Below are 20,513 nucleotides of genomic sequence, written 5' to 3'. Positions count from 1 at the left end.
GAGTGATCAGCCCCCTTTTTTATCTCAAAGCCCTTACACCAGCTCAGCCAAGCGCGCCTTGTAAGCCCCTGCCATCGCCCGAATCTCCGCCTGCGCCGCCTGCTCCAGCGCCGGGCCCGCTACCCGCAGGAAATTGGCATTGCCGCCTTCCAGCGCCCGCTGCAACCAGCCCAGCGCTTCATCGAGCAAGCCCTGCCCGGCCAGGATCGCCGCATGGCTGAACTGCCCGCGAAAATCCCCGCCCTCGGCCGAGCGCCGATACCACTCCCGCGCCGCCGACAGGTCCGCCTGACAATGCAGGCCCTCCTCCAGGTAACGCCCCAACAGGTTCATCGACTTGGCATGCCCCAAGTCCGCCGCCCGGCGATAACAGGCCAGCGCCACGCCATGGTCCAGCGCTACACCGCGCCCGGTCGCAAGCAGGTTGGCCAGGTTGTAAAGCCCCCAGTCCAGCCCGCCATTGGCCGCCTCGCGGTAATGTCGCGCGGCTTGCGCCACGTCCACCTCACCACCCCAGCCATGTTCCAGGCAGCGCCCGAGCATGTTGTGCGCCATCACACTGCCCTGCTGCGCGGCGATGCCGAACCAGCGCCGGGCCAGGACCGCGTCCTGCTCGATGCCGCGCCCGTCCAGCAGGATCTGCCCGAGCAACGCCTGGGCTTCGACCACGCCCTCTGCCGACGCCATCAACAAGGCCTGGGCCGCCTTGGCCGGGCTCTGTTCGAGCATCTGCCCGAACTCGTCAGTGCCGACCACTTCCTCACGGCGCAACTGGAACGCCATGTCAGACCTCGGCCCAGCGGCGCAACAGGTTGTGGTAGGTGCCGGTGAGCTGGATCAGCGACGGGTGATCAGGCACGTCGGCGGTGAGCTGCTGGATGGCGTTGTCCATCTCGAACAACAGGGTCCGCTGGCTGTCCTCGCGAATCATGCTCTGGGTCCAGAAGAACGCCGCGTAACGGGCGCCGCGGGTGACCGGGTTGACCTTGTGCAGGCTGGTGCCGGGATACAAGACCATGTCCCCGGCCGCCAGCTTGACCTGCTGCAGACCGTAAGTGTCCTGGATCTCCAGCTCGCCGCCGTCGTAGTCCTCGGGGTCGCTGAAGAACAGCGTCGAGGACAGGTCGGTGCGCACCCGCTCGATGCTGCCGCGGGGCTGGCGCACCGCGTTATCAATGTGGAAACCGAAATTGCCGCCTTCGCGGTAGCAGTTGACCAGCGGCGGAAACACCTTGTGCGGCAATGCGGCCGACATGAAACGCGGGTTTTTCCACAGGCGCTCGATCATCGCGGCGCCGATTTCCTTGGCCAGTGGATGGGACTCGGGCAACTGCAAATTGTGCTTGGCCTTGGCCGACTGATAGCCAGCGGTGATCTTGCCATCCGCCCAATCGGTGCTCTCCAGCGCCTCGCGAATACGCACGACTTCCTCACGGTTGAACAAGCCGGGAATGTGTAAAAGCATGGCGGTTGGCACCTGAACGGAAAAAGTTGTCAATGGTATTGATTCTTATCTATCCGCCACAAGCCTCATCCGAGGGGCGGACATTGATCCTTGGCAAAATTTCGTGAAAAAGGTGTAAAGAATGTAAATGCCAACGTTTCTCAATTGTGAGTAGCAATCACTTGCTCTTATATTCCGCCCCCTCGAAACCTTGGGAGGGGGTCCACCTGATGTCGCGTCAATTCGTACCAACCGCTGTCAGCTCACCGCGCTTGCTCGCATCCGCCATTGGTGTAGCCATCACCGCAACGTCCGCCGCACATATGGCGTACGCCGACGAGCCGGCCCCTGCCCGCAAGGAAGGTTCGATCGCCCTGGATGCCACCAGCATCAACGCCGAAGGCAACCAGGCCAGCACCGACTACAAGGTGGAGAAAGCTTCTTCGCCGAAATACACCGCGCCGCTGATCGACACCCCGCGCTCGGTGACGGTGATTCCGCAACAAGTCCTCAAGGACACCAACGCCCTGACCATGCAGGACGCCCTGCGCACCGTTCCGGGGATTACCTTCGGCGCCGGTGAAGGCGGCAACCCGCAAGGCGACCGTCCGTTCATCCGCGGCTTCGACTCGCAGAGCGACACCTACCTCGACGGCGTGCGCGACACCGGCGCGCAGACCCGCGAAATCTTCGCCGTGGAATCCATCGAAGTCAGCAAGGGCCCGAACTCCGCCGTTGGCGGTCGTGGCGCGGCGGGCGGCAGCATCAACCTGGTGAGCAAAAAAGCGCACCTGGGCAATTCCTTCGACGGCGGCTTCACCTGGGGCTCCGACCAGACCCAGCGCTACACCCTCGACGGCAACTACCAGTTCAGCGACACCGTTGCCGGCCGCCTGAACCTGATGAGCCACGAAAGCAACGTCGCCGGCCGCGACAAAGTCGATTTCGACCGCTGGGGCATCGCCCCGTCCCTGGCCTTCGGCCTGGGCACCGACACCCGCGTCAACCTCGATTACTACCACATGGAAAGCAACGACCTGCCGGACTCGGGCGTTCCTTACACCTACAGCGGCGCCAACCGTACGTCGGCCAACCCGGACAAACCCTACGCCGGTGGTGACGACAGCAACTTCTACGGCCTGACCGACCGCGATTTCCGCAAAACCCGCACCGACATCGCGACCATCGCCGTCGAGCACGACCTGACCGAAGCGCTGACCATCAAGAACACCCTGCGCCACGGCAACTCGATGCAGGACTACATCCTGACCCAGCCGGACGACAGCAAGGGCAACGTCAACACCGGCAGCGTCTGGCGTCGTCCCAACAGCCGCGTGGGCAACACCGCCACCACCACCAACCAGACCGACCTGTTCGGCGACTTCTACGTGGCCGGCTTCAAGAACAGCTTCTCCACCGGTATCGAACTGAGCCGCGAAGAAAGCGACCGCACCAGCTACACCGTCAACAGCGACACCACCCCGGCGTCGCCGGGGGCGTCCAGCACCAACTGCACCCCGGCGATGATCGTCTCCAGCGGCTACAACTGCACCTCGCTGAGCAACCCGAACCCGGATGATCCGTGGAACGGTTCGATCACCCGCAACTACGCCGGCACCGACACCGAGAGCAAGACCCGCGCGATCTACGTGTTCGACACCCTTGAGCTGAGCCCGCAATGGCTGCTCAACATGGGCCTGCGCTACGACCACTTCGAGACCGACTACCGCACCTACAGCGCCGCGGGCGCCACCACCGCCAAGGGCAGCGACACCAGCGAATTCTTCACCGGCCAACTGGGCCTGGTGTGGAAGCCGGCCGAGAACGGCAGCGTCTACGTGTCCTACGCCACCTCGGCCACTCCACCGGGTGCGCAACTCGGCGAAGGTATGGAAGGCAACCCACTGCCGGGCTCGACCGACCGTAGCGGCAACCTGCTGACCAGCGACCTGGAACCTGAAGAAACCACCAACTACGAAATCGGCACCAAGTGGGACTTCCTCGACAGCCGCCTGTCGCTGACCGGTGCGATCTTCCGCACCGAGAAAGACAACGCCCGCGTCCAGGTCAACACCACCGCCTACGAAAACGTCGGCACCACCCGCGTCGACGGTATCGAGTTGGGCGCCAGCGGCAAGCTCACCGATAAATGGCAGGTCTTCGCCGGCTACACCTACATGGAAGGTCGCCAGATCGACGGCGGCCCGCTGGGCAAGGCCAACGACGGCAACCAGTTGCCGAACCTGCCGAACAACGCGGCCAGCCTGTGGACCACCTACCAGGTGACGCCGAAGCTGACCATCGGTGGCGGCGCGTTCTACACCGACGACGTCTTCGGCAGCGTGGCCAACACCACCATGGTCGACAGCTACGTGCGCTACGACGCCATGGCCGCCTACAAGCTGACCAAAAACGTCGACCTGCAACTGAACGTGCAGAACCTGACCAACGAGGTCTACTACGACAAGGCGTTCTCCACGCACTTCGCCAACCAGGCCGCCGGGCGTACCGCCCTGCTGAGCACCAGCGTCCACTTCTAAGGTCGCTGATTGGCAAAGCCCCGTTCATTTCGATGAACGGGGCTTTTGTGTATCAAGGCATAATGCGCGAGTAATTCGCATTCCCGGCAAGACAAGGTGGTTGATGTGCTGAAAAAGACGCTGTTCCAACTGCACTGGTTCTTCGGCATCACCGCCGGCCTGGTGCTCGCGCTGATGGGCATCACCGGCGCGACGTATTCGTTCCAGGATGAAATCCTCCGGGTAATCAACCCCCAGGTGCTCAAGGTGAAGGTCCGCGAAGAAGGCGTGCTGGCGCCGGCCGAGCTGGTTCGCCGGGTCGAAGCGACCGAGGGCAAAAAAGTCGCCATGCTCTGGGTCGAAACCCATAGCGATGCCGCCGCCCGGGTGTTCTTCACCCCGCCGCCGGGCGAGCGCCGTGGCCAGTTGCGCTACGTCGATCCCTACACCGGAGCGTTCCAGGGCGACGTGGTCGGCCAGGACTTCTTCAACCTGATGCTCAACCTGCACCGCTTCCTCGCCATCGGCGACACCGGCCGGCAGATCACCGGCGCCTGCACCTTGATGCTGGTGTTTTTCTGCCTGTCCGGGCTGTACCTGCGCTGGCCGCGCAAGGCGCTGAACTGGCGTGCCTGGCTGACGCTGGACTGGGCGAAGAAAGGTCGCGCGTTCAACTGGGACCTGCACGCGGTGGCCGGCACCTGGTGCCTGCTGTTCTATTTGCTGTTTGCCCTGACCGGACTGTTCTGGTCCTACGAGTGGTACCGCGAAGGCCTGAACAAACTGCTGGCGGACCCGCCACCGGCCGGCCAGGAACAGAAACGCGGAGAAGGCCGCGGCAACCGCGGTGGCCATGGCGGCCCGCAACAGCCTGACGCCAATGCTCCCGCGCTGGTGGTCGACTACGACGCCATCTGGGCCAGCCTGCAAAAAGCCGCCGGCCCCGGTCTTGCCGCCTATAATCTGCGCCTGCCGCCAGTGGGTGGCCAGCCGGCCACGCTGTTCTACCTGCTCGACGATGCCGCCCATGAGCGCGCCTTCAACACCCTGACCATCGACCCGGCCAGCGGCCAGGTTCGGCGCCAGGAGGTGTACACCGACAAATCGTTCAAGGCGCAACTGCTGACCAGCATCTACGCCCTGCACGTCGGCAGCTACTTCGGCCTGACCGGGCGCATCCTGGCGATGATCGCCAGCCTGACCATGCCGCTGTTCTTCGTTACCGGCTGGTTGCTGTACCTCGATCGTCGGCGCAAGAAACGCCAGGTCCGCGCCGCGCGTAGCGGCCTGACCCCGGGCGACGACCAGAAGAACGGCTGGCTGGTGGGCTTCGCCAGCCAGAGCGGCTTCGCCGAACAACTGGCCTGGCAGAGCGCCGGGCAACTGCAGGCTGCCGGCCTGCCGGTGCGGGTGCAGCCGCTGGCGAGCATCAGCGAAGACGACCTGCGCCAGGCCCAGCGTGCGCTGTTCGTGGTCAGCACCTTCGGTGACGGTGAAGCGCCAGACAGCGCCCGCGGTTTCGAACGCAAGGTGCTTGGCCAGCCGTGGTCCCTCGACGGCCTGAACTACGCCCTGCTCGCCCTCGGCGATCGCCAGTACCCGCACTTCTGCGGCTTCGCCCGGCGCCTGAATGCCTGGCTGGACGAGCGTGGTGCCAAGGCCCGCTTCGCCCCGGTGGAAGTCGACAGCGCCGACCCACTGGCGCTGCAACATTGGCAGCAGCAACTCGCGCAGATGAGCGGCAGCAGTACTGTTCCGGTCTGGCAGGCGCCGGAGTTCGCGCCTTGGACCCTGACTCAGCGCACGCTGCTCAATCCCGGCAGCCAGGGCTTGCCGGTATTCCTGCTGGGCTTGAACCCACCGGCACCCGCGCAATGGGACGCTGGCGACCTGGTGGAAATCCTCCCGCGCCTAGCCCCCGCCGCCATCGAGCGCTTCCTGCAAGGGCTTGGCCTGGACGCCAACACGCCGGTGCAGATTGACGGCTTGCAGGAGCCGCTGTCCGTGGCCCTCGCCAGCCGGCAACTGCCGGTGAGCCGCGAGCATCTGGTGGGCCTGCACGCCCAGGCACTGGTGGATGCGCTGATCCCCATCGACGCACGGGAATATTCCATCGCCTCCATCGCCAGCGACGGCGTGCTGGAACTGATCGTGCGCCAGGAGCGCCACGCGGACGGCAGCCTCGGTCTGGGTTCCGGCTGGCTGACCGAACATATGGCCCTGGGCGACGGCGTCAGCCTGCGCCTGCGCCGCAACAGCGGCTTCCACCTGCCGGGCGCTCCGGCACCGATGATCCTGATCGGCAACGGCACTGGCCTGGCGGGCCTGCGCAGCCTGCTCAAGGCACGCATCGCCAGCGGCGAGCAACGCAACTGGCTGCTGTTCGGCGAACGCAACCGGGCGCACGACTTCCATTGCCGTGAAGAACTGCAGGGTTGGGTGGAAAGCGGCGACCTGACGCGCCTTGATCTGGCCTTCTCCCGCGATCAGGCGGAGAAAGTCTACGTGCAGGACCTGTTACTGCAGCGCGGTGAAGAGCTGAAGCGCTGGCTGGATGACGGCGCGGCGATCTACATCTGCGGCAGCCTGAATGGCATGGCTGGCGGAGTGGATGCGGCGTTGAACGGGTTGCTGGGTGAGTCGGCGGTGGAAGAGCTGATCGAACTGGGGCGGTATCGCCGGGACGTTTATTGAGGATGATTCTGGGGCCGCTTTGCGGCCCCAGAATGTTCAATGAAGCTCGAAGGTATCGGCATCCAGGTTCGCCGGGAATCGTGTGCGGTACGCCGCCAAATCAGCCGCGCTCAACACCGCCGTAAACACCCCGTCCGCCTCGCCAGCGCTGAGCAGGCTCTCGCCCTGGAAGTCCAGCACCTGGCTGTCGCCGGTATAAGCGAAGCCCTTGCCATCCGTCCCCACCCGATTCACCGCGGCCACATAGCACAGGTTCTCGATCCCCCGCGCCGGCAGCAACCGGTTCCAATGCAGGCGTCGCGCCGCCGGCCAATTGGCGGTGTACAGCAGCAGGTCCGTGTCCTGAGCATCGCGGCTCCACACCGGGAAGCGCAGGTCGTAACAGATCAGCGGACGCACCCGCCAGCCCTTGAGTTCGAACTGCACCTGACGCTCGCCGGGGGTGTAGTGCTTGTGCTCGCCGGCCATGCGGAACAGATGGCGCTTGTCGTAGTGCAGGATCTCGCCGTCCGGCCGCGCCCAGAGCAAGCGGTTGCGGTGGCTGCCGTCGGCGGCCTGGATGATCACGCTGCCAGTGATCACCGCATCGATACGTGCTGCCTGGGCCTTGAGCCACCTGTAGGTCGGGCCGTTTTCCGGCTCGGCCAGGCGCTCGGATTCCATGGAAAACCCGGTGGTGAACATTTCCGGCAGGATCACCAGATCAGCGCCACGAGCCTGATCCAGCAAGGTTTCGAAATGGGCGTAGTTACCCTGGCGGTCCTGCCACAGCAGGCTGGTCTGGATCAGGGCAACGGTCAGGTTGGGCAGGCTGCTCAGATCGCGCATAGTTTTTCCGCTGCCTCGCGCAGCGTCTCCTCGCGTTTGGCAAAACACAGGCGCACGAGGCGCTGCTGCGCAATGGGCTGCTGGTAGAACACCGACACCGGAATGGTCGCCACACCGTGTTCACGGGTCAGCCACAGGGCCATGTCGACATCGTTGAGGTCGGGGCGAATCTGCGAATAATCCACCAACTGGAAGTAGGTGCCTGCGGCACGTCGGAAGCTGAAACGCGACGGCGTCAGCAGGTCGCAGAACAGATCGCGCTTGGCCTGGTAGAAGGCCGGCAGCTCGTCTACATGCTCCGGGTGCTCGGCCATGAAATCCGCCAGAGCCCATTGCAGCGGGGTCACGCCACAGAAATTGACGTACTGATGGACCTTGCGCAGTTCCGCGCTCAAGGCGGGAGGAGCGACCACATAGCCGGTCTTCCAGCCGGTGACGTGGTAGGTCTTGCCGAACGAGCTGACCACGAACGCGCGCTGATACAGCGCCTCATGGGCCAGCACGCTGGCGTGGGCGACACCGTCGAACACCAGATGCTCGTACACCTCGTCGCTGATCAGGTAGATGTCGCGGTCAGCGATCAACGCCGCCAACTGGTCCAGGTCCGCCCGGGTAATCAGCGCGCCACTGGGGTTGTGCGGCGAGTTGATGATGACCATGCGCGTGCGCGGGCTCAGGGCATCGCTGAATTTCTGCCAGTCGATGGAGAAGTCCGTGGCGTCCAGTTGCACGTGCACGCAGCGACCGCCGGCCAGTTCGACGGCGGGCTCGTAGCTGTCGTAGCTCGGGTCGAAGACGATGACTTCATCACCGGCGCGGATCACCGCATGAATGGCGCAGAAGATCCCTTCGGTGGCACCCGGAACGATGGTGATCTCGTGGTCGGCATCGACGTTGACGCCGTAGTGCCGCGCAACCTTGGCCGCCACCTGCTGGCGCAACGCGGGCAGGCCGGTCATCGGCGAATACTGGTTGTGTCCGGCACTGACATGCCGCCCGACGGCGTCGAGCAAGGCTTGCGGGCCATTGAAATCGGGGAAACCCTGGGACAGGTTCAACGCGCCGGTCTGCACGGCGAGCTGGGACATGGTGGTGAAGATGGTCGTGCCGACATTCGGCAGCTTGCTGCTGATCATGGAGCCCTCTTTCCTGCGGACCCGCCCCCGGGAGGCGCGGACAGGCCCCGAGCATAGCGGATTGGATGGTCAGGAAAAAGGTTGAAACAAACTCCCGGCGCGAGGCGCTGATCCGGGTCAAAAACGCGTGCGGCGCGCCGTGGGCGAATAGCCCTCGGTGCGCCGCAGCGGTTTTACTTGCGCTTGTCCTTGCGCTTCTTCTCGGCTTTCTTGTGGTGCGTCATCAGCCGGCGCTTCTTGTTGACCTGGCGGTCGGTGAGGGTGTTCTTGTTGCCCTCATAAGGGTTGTCGCTGCCCTTGTACTCGATGCGAATCGGCGTACCGACCAGCTTCAGCACGCGGCGATAGGTGTTTTCCAGGTAACGCGAGTACGAACGCGGGACCTTCTCCACCTGGTTGCCGTGGATCACGATGATCGGCGGGTTGGCGCCACCCAGGTGGGCATAACGCAGCTTGATCCGGCGGCTGTTGACCATCGGCGGCTGGTGCTCGCTGACCGCGTCTTCGAGGATCTGGGTCAGGCGGCTGGTCGGCCAGCGGGTGACCGCCGACTTGAACGAGTTCTGCACCGACTGGTACAGGTTGCCGACGCCAGTGCCATGCAGTGCCGAGATGAAGTGAATGTCGGCGAAGTCGACGAAGAACAGCCGGCGCTCCAGCTCGGTCTTCACGTAGTCGCGCTCGCCCGGCTGCATGCCATCCCACTTGTTCAGGGCGATGACGATGGCGCGGCCGGCTTCCAGGGCGAAGCCCAGCAGGTTCAGGTCATGGTCCACCACGCCTTCGCGGGCATCCATGACGAAGATCACCACGTTGGCGTCCTTGATCGCCTGCAGGGTCTTCACCACCGAGAACTTTTCAACTTCCTCGTGGATCTTGCCGCGCTTGCGCACACCGGCCGTGTCGATCAGGGTGTACTTCTCTTCGTTGCGCTCGAAGGGAATGTAGATACTGTCGCGGGTCGTGCCCGGCTCGTCGTAGACCACCACGCGCTCTTCGCCGAGCATGCGGTTGACCAGGGTCGACTTGCCGACGTTGGGACGACCGATGATGGCGATCTTGATGCCATCTTTCTCGCTCGGGCCGGGAATCCGTACGGCTTCCTGGCCTTCGGCGACGTCTTCAGCCAGTGCGTCTTCTTCTTCCTCGCGCGGCGCATCGCCCAGCACGAGTTCCATCAACGTATTGATGCCACGGCCCTGGGAGCCGGCGACCGGAATCGCGTTGCCCATGCCCATCGGCGCGAACTCGGCGACGGCGGTGTCAGGATCGATGTGGTCGATCTTGTTGGCCACCAGGTACGAGCGCTTGTTCCGCTTGCGCAGGTGCTCGGCGATCATCTGGTCGGCGGCGGTCATGCCGGCGCGGGCGTCGACCAGGAACAGCACGTGATCGGCTTCTTCGATGGCCATCAGCGATTGCTCGGCCATCTTTTCGTCCATGCCTGCTTCGTCGCCGGTGATACCACCGGTGTCGATCAGGATGTAGCTGCGTCCCTGCCAGCGCGCTTCGCCGTACTGGCGGTCGCGGGTCAGACCCGAGAGGTCGCCGACGATGGCGTCGCGGGTCTTGGTCAGGCGGTTGAACATGGTGGATTTGCCGACGTTCGGCCGACCTACCAGGGCGATTACGGGAACCATGCGGCTCTCCATTTGCGTAAATTCAAAAAATACAAAGGCCGCTGCGAGGCAGCGGCCGGAGTTTCGGGCAACGTCTCGCGACGTCGCGGCCCGGGGCACTCAGGCCCCAAGCATAGACTCAGCGTATGCTCAGCGCCTCAAGGGTGCCGCTGTTGCCATACACATAAATCGTGTCGCCCACCACCAGCGGACGGGCGCGCAGGCCGTCGCTGTCGATGCGCTCACGGCCGACGAAACGGCCGTCCACCTGGCTCAGCAGGTGCAGGTAACCTTCCAGGTCACCGACTGCCACGTAGCTGGAGAACACTTCCGGCGCCGACAGCTGGCGACGAGCCAGTTGGTCGTTGCTCCACAAGGCCGACGAAGAACGCTCGTCGATACCTTCGACAGTGCCCGACGCTTCGCTCACGTAAACGTTGCCGAAGCCCTGAGCCACACCGGTGTAGCTGGAAGCATCACGCTGCCAGAGCACACGGCCGGACTCCAGGTCCAGGCCCGCGACGCGGCCCTGATAGCTGGCGACGTACAGGGTGCCACCCGACAGCAGCAGGCCGCCGTCGATGTCCACCACGCGCTCCAGTTCCGAACGACCTTGCGGAACGGCGACCCGTTGTTCCCACACCGGCACGCCGTTGCGGGTATCCAGGGCAACAACCTTGCCACTGGACAGGCCGGCGACTGCCAGGCTGTTGGTAACGATCGGAGCACCGGTACCGCGCAGGGTCAGCACCGCTGGAGTACTTTCGTAGATCCAGCGACGATCACCCGTGTTGGCATCAAGGCCGATCACGCGGTCGTCCTGAGTCTGGACGACAACGATGTCACCGTTGTTCGCAGGCGGAGCCAGCACTTCGCTGGTCACCCGGGAACGCCACTTCTCTTCGCCGGTGCTGGAGTCCAGGGCAATCACTTCACCCTTGAGGGTACCGAGCGTGACCAGGCCATAACCAACGCCGACAGCGCCGGAGACCGGCAGGTCGAGGTCTTTCTTCCAGACCACGTCGCCGTTCAGACGGTCCAGGGCCATCACCACACCGGTGACGTCCGAGGCGTAGATGCGGTCATTCTCGATCGCCGGCACCAGCATGTTGAAGCTGTCGCCCTGGCCATCGCCGATCGAACGGCTCCACTGCTTCTTGAGTACCACCTCTTCGGTGAACTTGGTCAGTTCGGCCGGAGGCAATTCCTTCTTGCTGTTGCTGCTGCAACCCGCGGCCAGAATGGCCAGGCTCAGCACTGCTGCATGTTTCCAACCAATCACGTCAGGCATCCCCTTTGGCCAGGTCGTCGAGCTTGAGTTGCAAGCCACCTACCGCATCGTCGTCAGACAGTGCGGCCTTGGCCTTTTCGTATGCAGCATGTGCGTCATCGCTACGGCCCAGTTGCACCAGCAGGTCGCCCTTGAGCTCTTCGCGGGTGGCAACGAACGCCTTGTCAGTGTCGCCGTCGAGCAGTTTCAGTGCCTCATCGGCCTTGTTCTGTGCAGCCAGCACGCGGGCCAGACGCTGACGGGCGATTTCACCCAGGGTCGCGTCGGCAGGCTTGTCGGTAACGCTTTTCAGCTCGGCGGCGGCGTCGTCCAGCTTGCCGCTTTCCACCGCAACCTTGGCGACGAACAGGCTGGCGTACTGGGCGTAGGCCGAACCCGGGAACTCGTTTTTGAGTTTCCCGGAAAGCTCCGCGACCTTGGCCTTGTCCGGCTCACCGGTCGGCGTCAGCGTGGTTTCCAGCAGGGCCTGATAGAGGTTCGAGGCGCCTTGCGACTGGTTGTTCTGGTACTTGTGCCAGGCTTGCCAGCCGAACACCACAACCAGTGCGAGCAGACCGCCAGTTACCAGTGGCTTGCCGTTGCGCTCCCACCAGTCCTTGAATGCGGCCAGTTGTTCATCATCGGTACTCGACACCCCAATACTCCTTTTCACCAAATCCGCTGATGGGCGCTTCACGCCTGCGCGAGGGAAGCTTCCAGGTGCTCAGCCAGAGCATCCCAGGCAATGTTTTGTTGTTCGCCCTGACCACGCAGGGGTTTGAAACCTACCACTTGTTGGGCCAGTTCGTCGTCCCCGAGGATCAGCGCATACAGCGCCGCGCTCTTGTCGGCCTTCTTGAACTGGCTCTTGAAGCTGCCGCCACCAGCGTTGACCTGCAGGCGCAGGTTCGGCAGACGGTCACGCAGACGCTCGCTCAGTTGCAGGCCAGCCAGTTCGGCTTGCTCGCCGAAGGCGCAGAGGTAGACGTCGACCTGACGGGAAATCGACTCAGGCACCAGCTCCAGGGTTTCCAGCAGCAGGATCAGACGCTCGATGCCCATGGCGAAACCGACGCCCGGGGTCGGCTTGCCGCCCATCTGCTCGACCAGACCGTCGTAACGGCCGCCGGCACAGACGGTGCCCTGGGAACCGAGCTTGTCGGTGACCCACTCGAACACGGTCTTGCTGTAGTAGTCGAGACCACGCACCAGCTTGGTGTTGATCACGTAAGGAATGCCGGCGGCATCCAGGCGCGACTTCAGGCCTTCGAAGTGAATCCGCGACTCTTCGTCCAGATACTCTTCCAGCTTCGGTGCGCCGACCAGGGCCGCCTGGGTATTGGCGTCCTTGCTGTCGAGAATGCGCAGCGGGTTGGTCTTCAGGCGGCGCTGGCTGTCTTCGTCCAGTTGCTCGAGGCGGGCGGACAGGAATTCCACCAGCGCATCACGGTAGCGGGAACGCGCTTCGCTGGTGCCCAGGCTGTTGAGCTCCAGTTTCACCGCATCGCGCAGACCCAGCAGGCCCCACAGGCGCCAGGTCAGGACGATCAGCTCGGCGTCGATGTCCGGGCCGTCGAGGTTGAAGACCTCGATACCGATCTGGTTGAACTGGCGATAACGGCCTTTCTGCGGACGCTCGTGACGGAACATCTGGCCGATGTACCAGAGTTTCTGCACCTGGCCGCCGCCGCTGATGCCGTGCTCCAGCACCGCACGCACGCAGGACGCGGTGCCTTCGGGGCGCAGGGTCAGGGAGTCGCCGTTGCGGTCGTTGAAGGTGTACATCTCTTTTTCGACGATGTCGGTCACTTCACCGATGGAGCGCTTGAACAGCTCGGTGAACTCGACGATCGGCATGCGGATCTGGCGATAGCCGTAGGTATCCAGCAGACCTGCAACGGTGCTCTCGAAGTAGCGCCACAGCGGCGTCTGCTCGGGCAGGATGTCGTTCATGCCACGGATGGCTTGCAGCGATTTGCTCACGGAAAATCCTTAACGAAATCTGTAGCGGTCAACCGCGGGCAATCACTGCCGCGTCGGCCTCGGCCTTCTCGGCCGCTTTCTGGCGAATGAGCTTTTCAAGCTCCTCGACCAGGTTGTCATTGGTCAGCTTCTGCGCCGGCTTGCCGTCGATGTAGATCAGGTTCGGCGTGCCACCGGTCAGCCCGACATGGGCTTCCTTGGCTTCGCCGGGTCCGTTGACCACACAACCGATCACCGCGACGTCCATCGGCACCAGCAGGTCTTCCAGACGGCCTTCAAGCTCGTTCATGGTCTTGACCACATCGAAGTTCTGCCGCGAGCAGCTCGGGCAGGCGATGAAGTTGATGCCACGGGAACGCAGGTGCAGCGATTTGAGGATGTCGTAGCCGACTTTCACTTCTTCGACCGGGTCGGCCGCAAGCGAAATGCGAATAGTATCGCCAATCCCGTCGGCGAGCAGCATACCGAGGCCGACCGCCGATTTCACCGTGCCCGAACGCAGGCCACCGGCTTCGGTGATGCCCAGGTGCAGCGGCTGGACGATCTGCTTGGCCAGCAGACGGTAGGCTTCAACGGCCATGAACACGTCGGAAGCCTTCACGCTGACCTTGAAGTCCTGAAAATTCAGGCGATCGAGGTGCTCGACATGGCGCAACGCCGACTCGACCAGCGCGGCCGGGGTCGGTTCGCCGTACTTCTTCTGCAGGTCCTTTTCCAGGGAACCTGCGTTGACGCCGATGCGGATCGGGATGCCCCGGTCGCGAGCAGCATCGACCACGGCACGCACACGGTCTTCGCGACCAATGTTGCCCGGGTTGATACGCAGGCAGTCAACGCCCAGCTCGGCGACGCGCAGGGCAATGCGGTAATCGAAATGGATATCGGCGACCAGCGGCACGCTGACCCGTTGCTTGATGCGACCGAAGGCTTCGGCGGCATCCATGTCCGGGACGGAAACCCGGACGATGTCGACGCCGGCGTCTACCAGACGGTTGATCTGCGCCACGGTGGCAGCAACGTCGTTGGTGTCGGTGTTGGTCATGCTCTGGACAGCGATGGGAGCATCGCCGCCAACAGGCACGTTACCGACCCAGATCTTTCTGGATTCGCGACGTTTGATAGGAGATTCGCCGTGCATGACTTATTGCCCCAACTTCAGGCGAGCGGTTTCGCCACTGGTGAACGGAGCGACATCGACAGCCTGACCGTTGTAGGTGATCTGCGCGCCGCGGGCAAAGCCCAGGCGTACCGAGAAAGGTGGTTTGCCGGTCAGTTCCAGGGTATCGCCCTTGCGCTTGACCGCGCTGAACAGCACCTTGCCGTTACCGTCGGTCACCGAGGTCCAGCAATCGGCAACGAACAGCATGTGCACTTGGCCACTGCCCGCGGAGACCGCGGCAGGCTGAGCGGCGGGCGCTGGCGTCGCGGCCGCGACAGCCGGGGCGCTGGCCACTGGTGCTGCGGGCACTGCCGGTGCAGGTGCAGCGGCAGCCGGAACAGCCGGCGTCACTGGCGCAGCAGGATGTGTTGCCGCAGCAGCGGGAGCCTGGACCGGGGCCGGCGCTTCGGCGGTAGCCGCAGGGGCCTGCTCGGTGGCGGGCGGGGTGGCTTCCGGTTCCTGGCCAGCGGTCACGGCCTGATCTTCAGGTTCGTCCAGCTGATGAATCTGCGTGGTGCCGTCGGCGCTTTCGACTTCGACATGTTCCAGGGCAATGTTTGCCTGGTCCTTGCCGCGCAGGCTGCTCTGGTCTTGCCACCAGACGAAGCCGCCACCGACCACCAGGACCAGCAGCAGCAGGCTGACGATGCGCATGATGTTGTGCGAAAGACGAACCGGCTCTTCGATACGACCCAGCGCGTGTACGTCACTGCCCTGGGCATGCGTACCGGTGTAATGGTCGAAGGCCTGGACCAGTGCGGCCTGGTCCATCTCGAACAGCTTGGCGTAGGCGCGGATATAGCCGCGGGCGAAGGTGTGCCCCGGCAGCTTGTCGAACGCGCCGGATTCGAGGTTGTTCAGGGAACTCACGGTCAGGTTGAGCTTGCGGGCCACGTCGGCCTGCGACCAGTCCCGGCTCTCACGAGCCTGACGCAGAATCTCACCGGGATTTTCGCGAGTCGCTGGTGCTACTTCGGGATGCGCCGCTTTCATCATTGCTCCGACAGGTATTGCTGATATTCCGGCGTACCGGGATAAAGTCGTTGTAATTGCAGGCCCAGTTCGGCGGCCGCGGTCCGTTCTTCGAAGACGGTCGCCAGGCGGTTGCCCAGCAACAGGCTGCGTGCACTCGGTTCACTCAAGCGGCTGTGCCGGTCGTAGAACGCGCGAGCTGGCACATAATGCCTGTCTTCGTAAGACATCTCAGCCATTTCCAGCAAGGCCCGAGGCTGCTGCTGGTTAAGACGCAAAGCTTTTTCCAGGTATTCCCGCGCCTGGTCGCGCTGACCCAGCCTGATGGCCGTCAATCCGAGGTTCTCGAACACCCGGGACCGCTCAGGATACAGGGTATCGGCCGACGCTTGGCGAAACATCTGCTGCGCCTCGGCATATTGCCCCTGGCTGTAGAGAAAACCACCGTAGTTGTTGCGAATGCGTGGGTCATGGGGTTGGGCAGACAAGGCCTTCTGGAAGTGCATCCGGGCCAGTGCCGGCTCGTCCTCACGCTGGAAAACCAGTGCCAGCGCCGCGTTGACCTCGGCATCATCGGCGCCGAGCGCCAGGGCCTTCTTCAAGGGAATCTTCGCCCTTTCGCTCTGGCCTTGTTGCAGATACCCCAGACCCAATTGCACATAAGCCCTGCGGGACTCGTCGCGCGCCTTGCCACCGGGCGTGGCGCAGCCGTAAAGCAGCGTCAGCAGGAGAAGCGGCAGCGCGACGCGCAAGGTCATGGCGATCCTCGTCTCAGTTGCCCGCCGCGCCGCTGGAATCGGCGTCGGCGTTCAATTGCCGCACAGCGATATAGCGCTCACTGCGACGGGTACGGTCCATGACCTGGCCGACCAGTTGCCCGCACGCGGCATCGATGTCTTCACCACGCGTGGTGCGCACGGTCACGTTGTAACCGGCGTGGTGCAGGCAGTCCTGGAAACGGCGGATCGCGTTGTTGCTCGGACGCTCGTAGCCGGAGTGCGGGAACGGGTTGAACGGGATCAGGTTGATCTTGCACGGCACGTTCTTCAGCAACTCGGCCATTTCCTGGGCGTGTTCGAGCTTGTCGTTGACGTCCTTGAGCAGGGTGTACTCGATGGTCAGTACGCGCTTCTCGCCCAGTTCGGACATGTAGCGCATGCAAGACTCAAGCAGAACCTTGAGCGGGTACTTCTTGTTGATCGGCACCAGTTCGTTGCGCAGCGCGTCGTTCGGCGCGTGCAGCGACAGGGCCAGGGAGACGTCGATGTGCTTGGCCAGCTCATCGATCATCGGCACCACGCCGGAGGTGGACAGGGTCACCCGGCGCTTGGAAATGCCATAGCCGAGGTCGTCCATCATCAGGTGCATGGCGGCGACCACGTTGTCGAAGTTCAGCAGTGGCTCACCCATGCCCATCATCACCACGTTGGTGATGGCGCGGTCGATGGTGGCCGGCACGCTGCCGAACGACTTGTTGGCAATCCACACCTGGCCGATGACTTCGGCGGCGGTGAGGTTGCTGTTGAATCCTTGCTTGCCGGTGGAGCAGAAACTGCAGTCCAGAGCACAACCGGCCTGGGACGATACGCACAACGTACCGCGCTTGCCCTGGGGGATGTAGACGGTTTCGACGCAACTGCCAGAGGCCACGCGCACCACCCATTTACGGGTGCCGTCGCTGGAGATGTCCTCGCTGACCACTTCCGGGCCGCGAATCTCGGCGCACGATTTGAGCTTTTCGCGCAGCGCCTTGCCGACGTTGGTCATGGCGTCGAAATCATCGACGCCAAAGTGGTGAATCCATTTCATTACCTGACCGGCACGGAAGCGCTTCTCCCCTATCGAGTCGAAGAATTTTTCCATTTCCGGCTGGGTAAGTCCCAACAGGTTAGTTTTGCCAGTCGATGTAGTCATGGATTCACCCTCACTCGAAAGCCGTGGCTTAGCGAGTGGTTACCTCGGTAGCTGCGAAGAAGTAAGCGATTTCGCGAGCGGCAGCGGCTTCGGAGTCCGAACCGTGAACGGCGTTGGCGTCGATGGACTCGGCGAAGTCAGCACGGATGGTGCCGGCAGCAGCTTCTTTAGGGTTGGTAGCGCCCATCAGCTCACGGTTGCGAGCGATGGCGTTTTCGCCTTCCAGAACCTGAACGACAACTGGACCGGAGGTCATGAAGGCAACCAGGTCACCGAAGAAACCGCGCTCTGCGTGCTCGGCGTAGAAGCCTTCGGCTTCGGCCTTGGACAGTTGCTTGATTTTCGACGCAACGATTTTCAGGCCGGCGTCTTCGAAACGGGTGGTGATTTTGCCGATGACGTTCTTGGCAACGGCGTCAGGCTTGATGATGGAGAAAGTACGTTGAACAGCCATGGTGTAACTCCAGAAACAGTAAGTGATGCGAAAAATTAAACCCGCGAATTATACGCGGGTTCCGGGGGATTGCCTAACCTGCCGAGTGCGCTCAGTCGGCTTCTTCGATCCAGGCGCCCTGAATGGCTTCCAGGACCTTCTCGCCGCCGCGGGCCGGATCGTCACTGAAGTCTGGCAATGCCAGCACCCAGCGATGCAGATCGACGAAATTCACGTAGCGAGGATCGACTTCCGGCTTGCTTTCGGCAAGCTGGATAGCAATTTCAAGTACATCAACCCATTTCAGGCTCATGTCGGCTCCAGGATCAATGCGGCGCTTCGGCGGCGTGGTTGAGCGAGTACTTCGGAATCTCGATGGTCAGGTCTTCTTCACCAACGACCACCTGGCACGCCAGACGAGACTGCGCTTCCAGGCCCCAGGCCTTGTCCAGCATGTCTTCTTCCAGCTCGTCCGCTTCCTCGACCGAGTCGAAACCCTGGCGGACGATGCAGTGACACGTGGTGCAGGCACACACGCCGCCACAGGCGCTTTCGATCTCGATGTGATGGTCATGGGCCAGTTCGAGAATGGAAGTCCCCGGTGCTGCCTCGACGGTCAAGCCGTCCGGACAGAACTTCTCGTGGGGCAGAAATGTAACCTGCGGCATCAGTTGTCCTCGATCTCATTCAGGTTGCGCCCGGCCAGTGCGGCTTTGACCGTCGAATCAAGGCGTCGGGCAGCAAAGGCATCGGTCACCTGCGACAGACGCTTGGTCTGCTGCTCGATGGCCGAGCCATCGGTGCCGCTCATCAAATCACGCAAATCTTGCATCTGTTGCTCGATCGCCAGGCGCTCTTCGGCGTCCAGCAGACGCTCGCCGTCGGCATCCAGCGCGCCCTGCACTGCTTCTAGCAGGCGCTCGGCGTCGACCTGGTGTTCGCGCAACTGGCGCGCCGCCTTGTCATTGCCTGCGTGCTCGAAGGAGTCCTTGAGCATGCGGGCGATTTCGCCGTCGGTCAGGCCGTAGGACGGCTTGACCTGAATGCTCGATTCGACGCCCGAACCCAGCTCCCGCGCGGAAACGCTGAGCAGGCCGTCAGCATCGACCTGGAAGGTCACGCGGATCTTCGCGGCACCGGCCACCATGGCGGGAATGCCACGCAGCTCGAAACGGGCGAGGGAACGGCAATCGCTGATCAACTCGCGCTCACCCTGGAGCACGTGGATCATCATGGCCGTCTGGCCATCCTTGTAGGTGGTGAACTCCTGGGCTCGGGCGACCGGAATGGTAGTGTTGCGCGGAATCACCTTTTCCATCAGCCCGCCCATCGTCTCCAGCCCCAGGGACAGCGGAATCACGTCAAGCAGCAGCAATTCGCCACCTTCGCGGCGGTTGCCGGCCAGGGTATCGGCCTGGATCGCAGCACCAATGGCCACCACCTGATCCGGGTCGATATCGGTCAACGGCTGACGCCCGAACAACTCGCCCACGGCACTGCGCACGCGAGGAACACGGGTCGAGCCGCCGACCATGACCACCGCCTCGACTTCTTCCAGCTCGATACCGCTGTCACGCACGGCGCGACGGCAGGCTTTCAGGCTGCGGGCGATCATCGGCTCGATCAGCGCGTCGAAGGCGTCACGGGTTAGCTCGGCTTGCCAGCCGTCGTAGCGCACGGCCACGGAATCGGCGTCGGTCAGGGCTTCCTTGGCGGCGCAGGCGGTTTCCAGCAGGCGACGCTGCGCGCCGGGATCGAGGTCGGAAGACAAGCCGGCGGACTGTACGATCCAACTGGCAATGGCGTGGTCGAAATCATCGCCGCCCAGGGCGGTATCGCCACCGGTGGCCAGCACTTCGAAGACACCGCCGGTCAGGCGCAGGATGGAAATATCGAAGGTACCGCCGCCCAGGTCGTAGATAGCCACGACGCCTTCGGCGTTCTGGTCCAGGCCGTAGGCGACAGCCGCCGCGGTCGGCTCGTTGAGCAGGCGCAGCACGTTGAGGCCGGCCAGACGCGCGGCGTCCTTGGTGGCCTGGCGCTGAGCATCGTCGAAATAGGCCGGCACGGTGATCACCGCGCCAACCAGCTCGCCACCGAGGGTTTCTTCAGCGCGCTGGCGCAGCACCTTGAGGATATCGGCGGAAACTTCCACCGGACTCTTCGGCCCCTGGATCGTCTCGATGAACGGCATGTGCGACTCGCCGCCGACGAAGCGGTAAGGCAGTTGCTCCCCCAGTTGCTTGACGTCCGCGAGGCCACGCCCCATCAGGCGCTTGACCGAGAGGATGGTGTTCAGCGGATCGGCAGAGGCCGACTCGCGCGCAACGTGACCGACATCGACGTGGTCAGCGTGGTAGCGCACCGCGGACGGCAGGATGACCCGGCCTTCGGCATCGGGCAACGGAGCGGAAAGACCACTGCGCAGGGCAGCGACCAGCGAATTGGTAGTACCCAGGTCGATACCCACGGCCAGTCGGCGCTGGTGGGGTTGAGGAGTCTGACCGGGTTCGGCGATCTGCAGTAGGGCCATGCTTATCTG

18 protein-coding genes are annotated in these 20,513 nt (G+C 63.4%); 2 read left to right on the top strand and 16 right to left on the bottom strand.

The annotated features are described in order from the left end of the window. Positions 1-33 precede the first annotated feature (33 nt). Both NTD88_RS27810 and NTD88_RS27805 read right to left on the bottom strand, forming a co-directional pair. The gene (locus NTD88_RS27810) at positions 34-783 is read right to left on the bottom strand and encodes a tetratricopeptide repeat protein (protein WP_095159556.1); all 750 of its coding nucleotides are present in this window, start codon (positions 781-783) and stop codon (positions 34-36) included. A gap of 1 nt (position 784) precedes the next feature. Continuing rightward, positions 785-1,465 carry a Fe2+-dependent dioxygenase gene (locus NTD88_RS27805; protein WP_262128649.1) on the bottom strand — a complete coding sequence of 227 codons (681 nt, stop codon included), beginning with the start codon at positions 1,463-1,465 and terminating at the stop codon, positions 785-787. A gap of 209 nt (positions 1,466-1,674) precedes the next feature. Between NTD88_RS27805 and NTD88_RS27800 the strand changes: the two genes are divergently transcribed. After that, complete coding sequence (locus tag NTD88_RS27800) at positions 1,675-3,984, top strand: TonB-dependent receptor (RefSeq protein WP_262128648.1); 2,310 nt, start codon at positions 1,675-1,677, stop codon at positions 3,982-3,984. A 105-nt stretch (positions 3,985-4,089) separates the two neighbouring features. After that, positions 4,090-6,657: a sulfite reductase flavoprotein subunit alpha gene (locus NTD88_RS27795; protein WP_262153708.1), complete on the top strand. Its 2,568-nt coding sequence runs from the start codon at positions 4,090-4,092 to the stop codon at positions 6,655-6,657. A gap of 36 nt (positions 6,658-6,693) precedes the next feature. On the opposite strand, the gene NTD88_RS27790 is transcribed toward NTD88_RS27795, so the two are convergent. The 14 genes from NTD88_RS27790 to hscA form a co-directional block, all read right to left on the bottom strand. After that, entirely contained in the window at positions 6,694-7,485 is a 792-nt protein-coding gene (locus NTD88_RS27790; RefSeq protein WP_262153707.1) for an amidohydrolase, read from the bottom strand. Further along, on the bottom strand, positions 7,473-8,621 hold the full coding sequence (locus NTD88_RS27785) for a pyridoxal phosphate-dependent aminotransferase (RefSeq protein WP_262153706.1): 1,149 nt from the start codon (positions 8,619-8,621) through the stop codon (positions 7,473-7,475). The genes NTD88_RS27790 and NTD88_RS27785 overlap by 13 nt, the downstream gene beginning before the upstream one ends. Before the next feature lie 173 nt (positions 8,622-8,794). Continuing rightward, complete coding sequence (der, locus tag NTD88_RS27780) at positions 8,795-10,261, bottom strand: ribosome biogenesis GTPase Der (protein ID WP_262153705.1); 1,467 nt, start codon at positions 10,259-10,261, stop codon at positions 8,795-8,797. A 118-nt stretch (positions 10,262-10,379) separates the two neighbouring features. Then, positions 10,380-11,531: an outer membrane protein assembly factor BamB gene (gene bamB / locus NTD88_RS27775; protein ID WP_095159549.1), complete on the bottom strand. Its 1,152-nt coding sequence runs from the start codon at positions 11,529-11,531 to the stop codon at positions 10,380-10,382. Continuing rightward, positions 11,524-12,165, bottom strand: coding sequence for a YfgM family protein (locus tag NTD88_RS27770; protein WP_095159548.1), 642 nt, complete (start codon positions 12,163-12,165; stop codon positions 11,524-11,526). Before NTD88_RS27770 ends, bamB begins: the two co-directional genes overlap by 8 nt. Before the next feature lie 38 nt (positions 12,166-12,203). Further along, on the bottom strand, positions 12,204-13,493 hold the full coding sequence (gene hisS / locus NTD88_RS27765; protein ID WP_262153704.1) for a histidine--tRNA ligase: 1,290 nt from the start codon (positions 13,491-13,493) through the stop codon (positions 12,204-12,206). 28 nt (positions 13,494-13,521) lie between these two features. After that, entirely contained in the window at positions 13,522-14,631 is a 1,110-nt protein-coding gene (gene ispG, locus NTD88_RS27760) for a flavodoxin-dependent (E)-4-hydroxy-3-methylbut-2-enyl-diphosphate synthase (protein WP_262153703.1), read from the bottom strand. A gap of 3 nt (positions 14,632-14,634) precedes the next feature. Beyond that, complete coding sequence (locus tag NTD88_RS27755) at positions 14,635-15,645, bottom strand: helix-turn-helix domain-containing protein (RefSeq protein WP_262153702.1); 1,011 nt, start codon at positions 15,643-15,645, stop codon at positions 14,635-14,637. Further along, positions 15,645-16,382, bottom strand: coding sequence for a type IV pilus biogenesis/stability protein PilW (gene pilW / locus NTD88_RS27750; protein WP_262153701.1), 738 nt, complete (start codon positions 16,380-16,382; stop codon positions 15,645-15,647). The genes NTD88_RS27755 and pilW overlap by 1 nt, the downstream gene beginning before the upstream one ends. Positions 16,383-16,395: 13 nt before the next feature. After that, entirely contained in the window at positions 16,396-17,538 is a 1,143-nt protein-coding gene (gene rlmN / locus NTD88_RS27745; RefSeq protein WP_095159543.1) for a 23S rRNA (adenine(2503)-C(2))-methyltransferase RlmN, read from the bottom strand. Positions 17,539-17,566: 28 nt separating this feature from the next. Beyond that, positions 17,567-17,992 (bottom strand): nucleoside-diphosphate kinase, encoded by a 426-nt coding sequence (gene ndk, locus NTD88_RS27740; RefSeq protein ID WP_095159542.1) that lies wholly within the window; start codon positions 17,990-17,992, stop codon positions 17,567-17,569. A gap of 91 nt (positions 17,993-18,083) precedes the next feature. Beyond that, positions 18,084-18,284, bottom strand: a complete 201-nt coding sequence (iscX, locus tag NTD88_RS27735) for a Fe-S cluster assembly protein IscX (RefSeq protein WP_095159541.1) — start codon at positions 18,282-18,284, stop codon at positions 18,084-18,086. Positions 18,285-18,297: 13 nt separating this feature from the next. Beyond that, a complete protein-coding gene (fdx, locus tag NTD88_RS27730; RefSeq protein WP_095159540.1) occupies positions 18,298-18,639 on the bottom strand; it encodes an ISC system 2Fe-2S type ferredoxin in 342 nt (113 codons plus the stop codon). Further along, positions 18,639-20,504 carry a Fe-S protein assembly chaperone HscA gene (gene hscA, locus NTD88_RS27725; RefSeq protein ID WP_110968047.1) on the bottom strand — a complete coding sequence of 622 codons (1,866 nt, stop codon included), beginning with the start codon at positions 20,502-20,504 and terminating at the stop codon, positions 18,639-18,641. Before hscA ends, fdx begins: the two co-directional genes overlap by 1 nt. Positions 20,505-20,513: the final 9 nt, after the last annotated feature.

Source organism: Pseudomonas sp. 20P_3.2_Bac5 (assembly GCF_025466035.1).
Lineage (GTDB): Bacteria > Pseudomonadota > Gammaproteobacteria > Pseudomonadales > Pseudomonadaceae > Aquipseudomonas.
Note: the sequence above shows the minus strand (reverse complement) of the source record. Positions and strands in the feature narration are given on the sequence as shown.

What these genes read in the sequence shown, in the direction of transcription:
- NTD88_RS27810 (WP_095159556.1), bottom strand. Translation starts at nt 783, where the DNA reads ATGGCGTTCCAGTTGCGCCGTGAGGAAGTGGTCGGCACTGACGAGTTC.
- NTD88_RS27805 (WP_262128649.1), bottom strand. Translation starts at nt 1,465, where the DNA reads ATGCTTTTACACATTCCCGGCTTGTTCAACCGTGAGGAAGTCGTGCGT.
- NTD88_RS27800 (WP_262128648.1), top strand. Translation starts at nt 1,675, where the DNA reads ATGTCGCGTCAATTCGTACCAACCGCTGTCAGCTCACCGCGCTTGCTC.
- NTD88_RS27790 (WP_262153707.1), bottom strand. Translation starts at nt 7,485, where the DNA reads ATGCGCGATCTGAGCAGCCTGCCCAACCTGACCGTTGCCCTGATCCAG.
- NTD88_RS27785 (WP_262153706.1), bottom strand. Translation starts at nt 8,621, where the DNA reads ATGATCAGCAGCAAGCTGCCGAATGTCGGCACGACCATCTTCACCACC.
- der (WP_262153705.1), bottom strand. Translation starts at nt 10,261, where the DNA reads ATGGTTCCCGTAATCGCCCTGGTAGGTCGGCCGAACGTCGGCAAATCC.
- bamB (WP_095159549.1), bottom strand. Translation starts at nt 11,531, where the DNA reads ATGCCTGACGTGATTGGTTGGAAACATGCAGCAGTGCTGAGCCTGGCC.
- ispG (WP_262153703.1), bottom strand. Translation starts at nt 14,631, where the DNA reads ATGCACGGCGAATCTCCTATCAAACGTCGCGAATCCAGAAAGATCTGG.
- NTD88_RS27755 (WP_262153702.1), bottom strand. Translation starts at nt 15,645, where the DNA reads ATGAAAGCGGCGCATCCCGAAGTAGCACCAGCGACTCGCGAAAATCCC.
- pilW (WP_262153701.1), bottom strand. Translation starts at nt 16,382, where the DNA reads ATGACCTTGCGCGTCGCGCTGCCGCTTCTCCTGCTGACGCTGCTTTAC.
- rlmN (WP_095159543.1), bottom strand. Translation starts at nt 17,538, where the DNA reads ATGACTACATCGACTGGCAAAACTAACCTGTTGGGACTTACCCAGCCG.
- ndk (WP_095159542.1), bottom strand. Translation starts at nt 17,992, where the DNA reads ATGGCTGTTCAACGTACTTTCTCCATCATCAAGCCTGACGCCGTTGCC.
- iscX (WP_095159541.1), bottom strand. Translation starts at nt 18,284, where the DNA reads ATGAGCCTGAAATGGGTTGATGTACTTGAAATTGCTATCCAGCTTGCC.
- fdx (WP_095159540.1), bottom strand. Translation starts at nt 18,639, where the DNA reads ATGCCGCAGGTTACATTTCTGCCCCACGAGAAGTTCTGTCCGGACGGC.
- hscA (WP_110968047.1), bottom strand. Translation starts at nt 20,504, where the DNA reads ATGGCCCTACTGCAGATCGCCGAACCCGGTCAGACTCCTCAACCCCAC.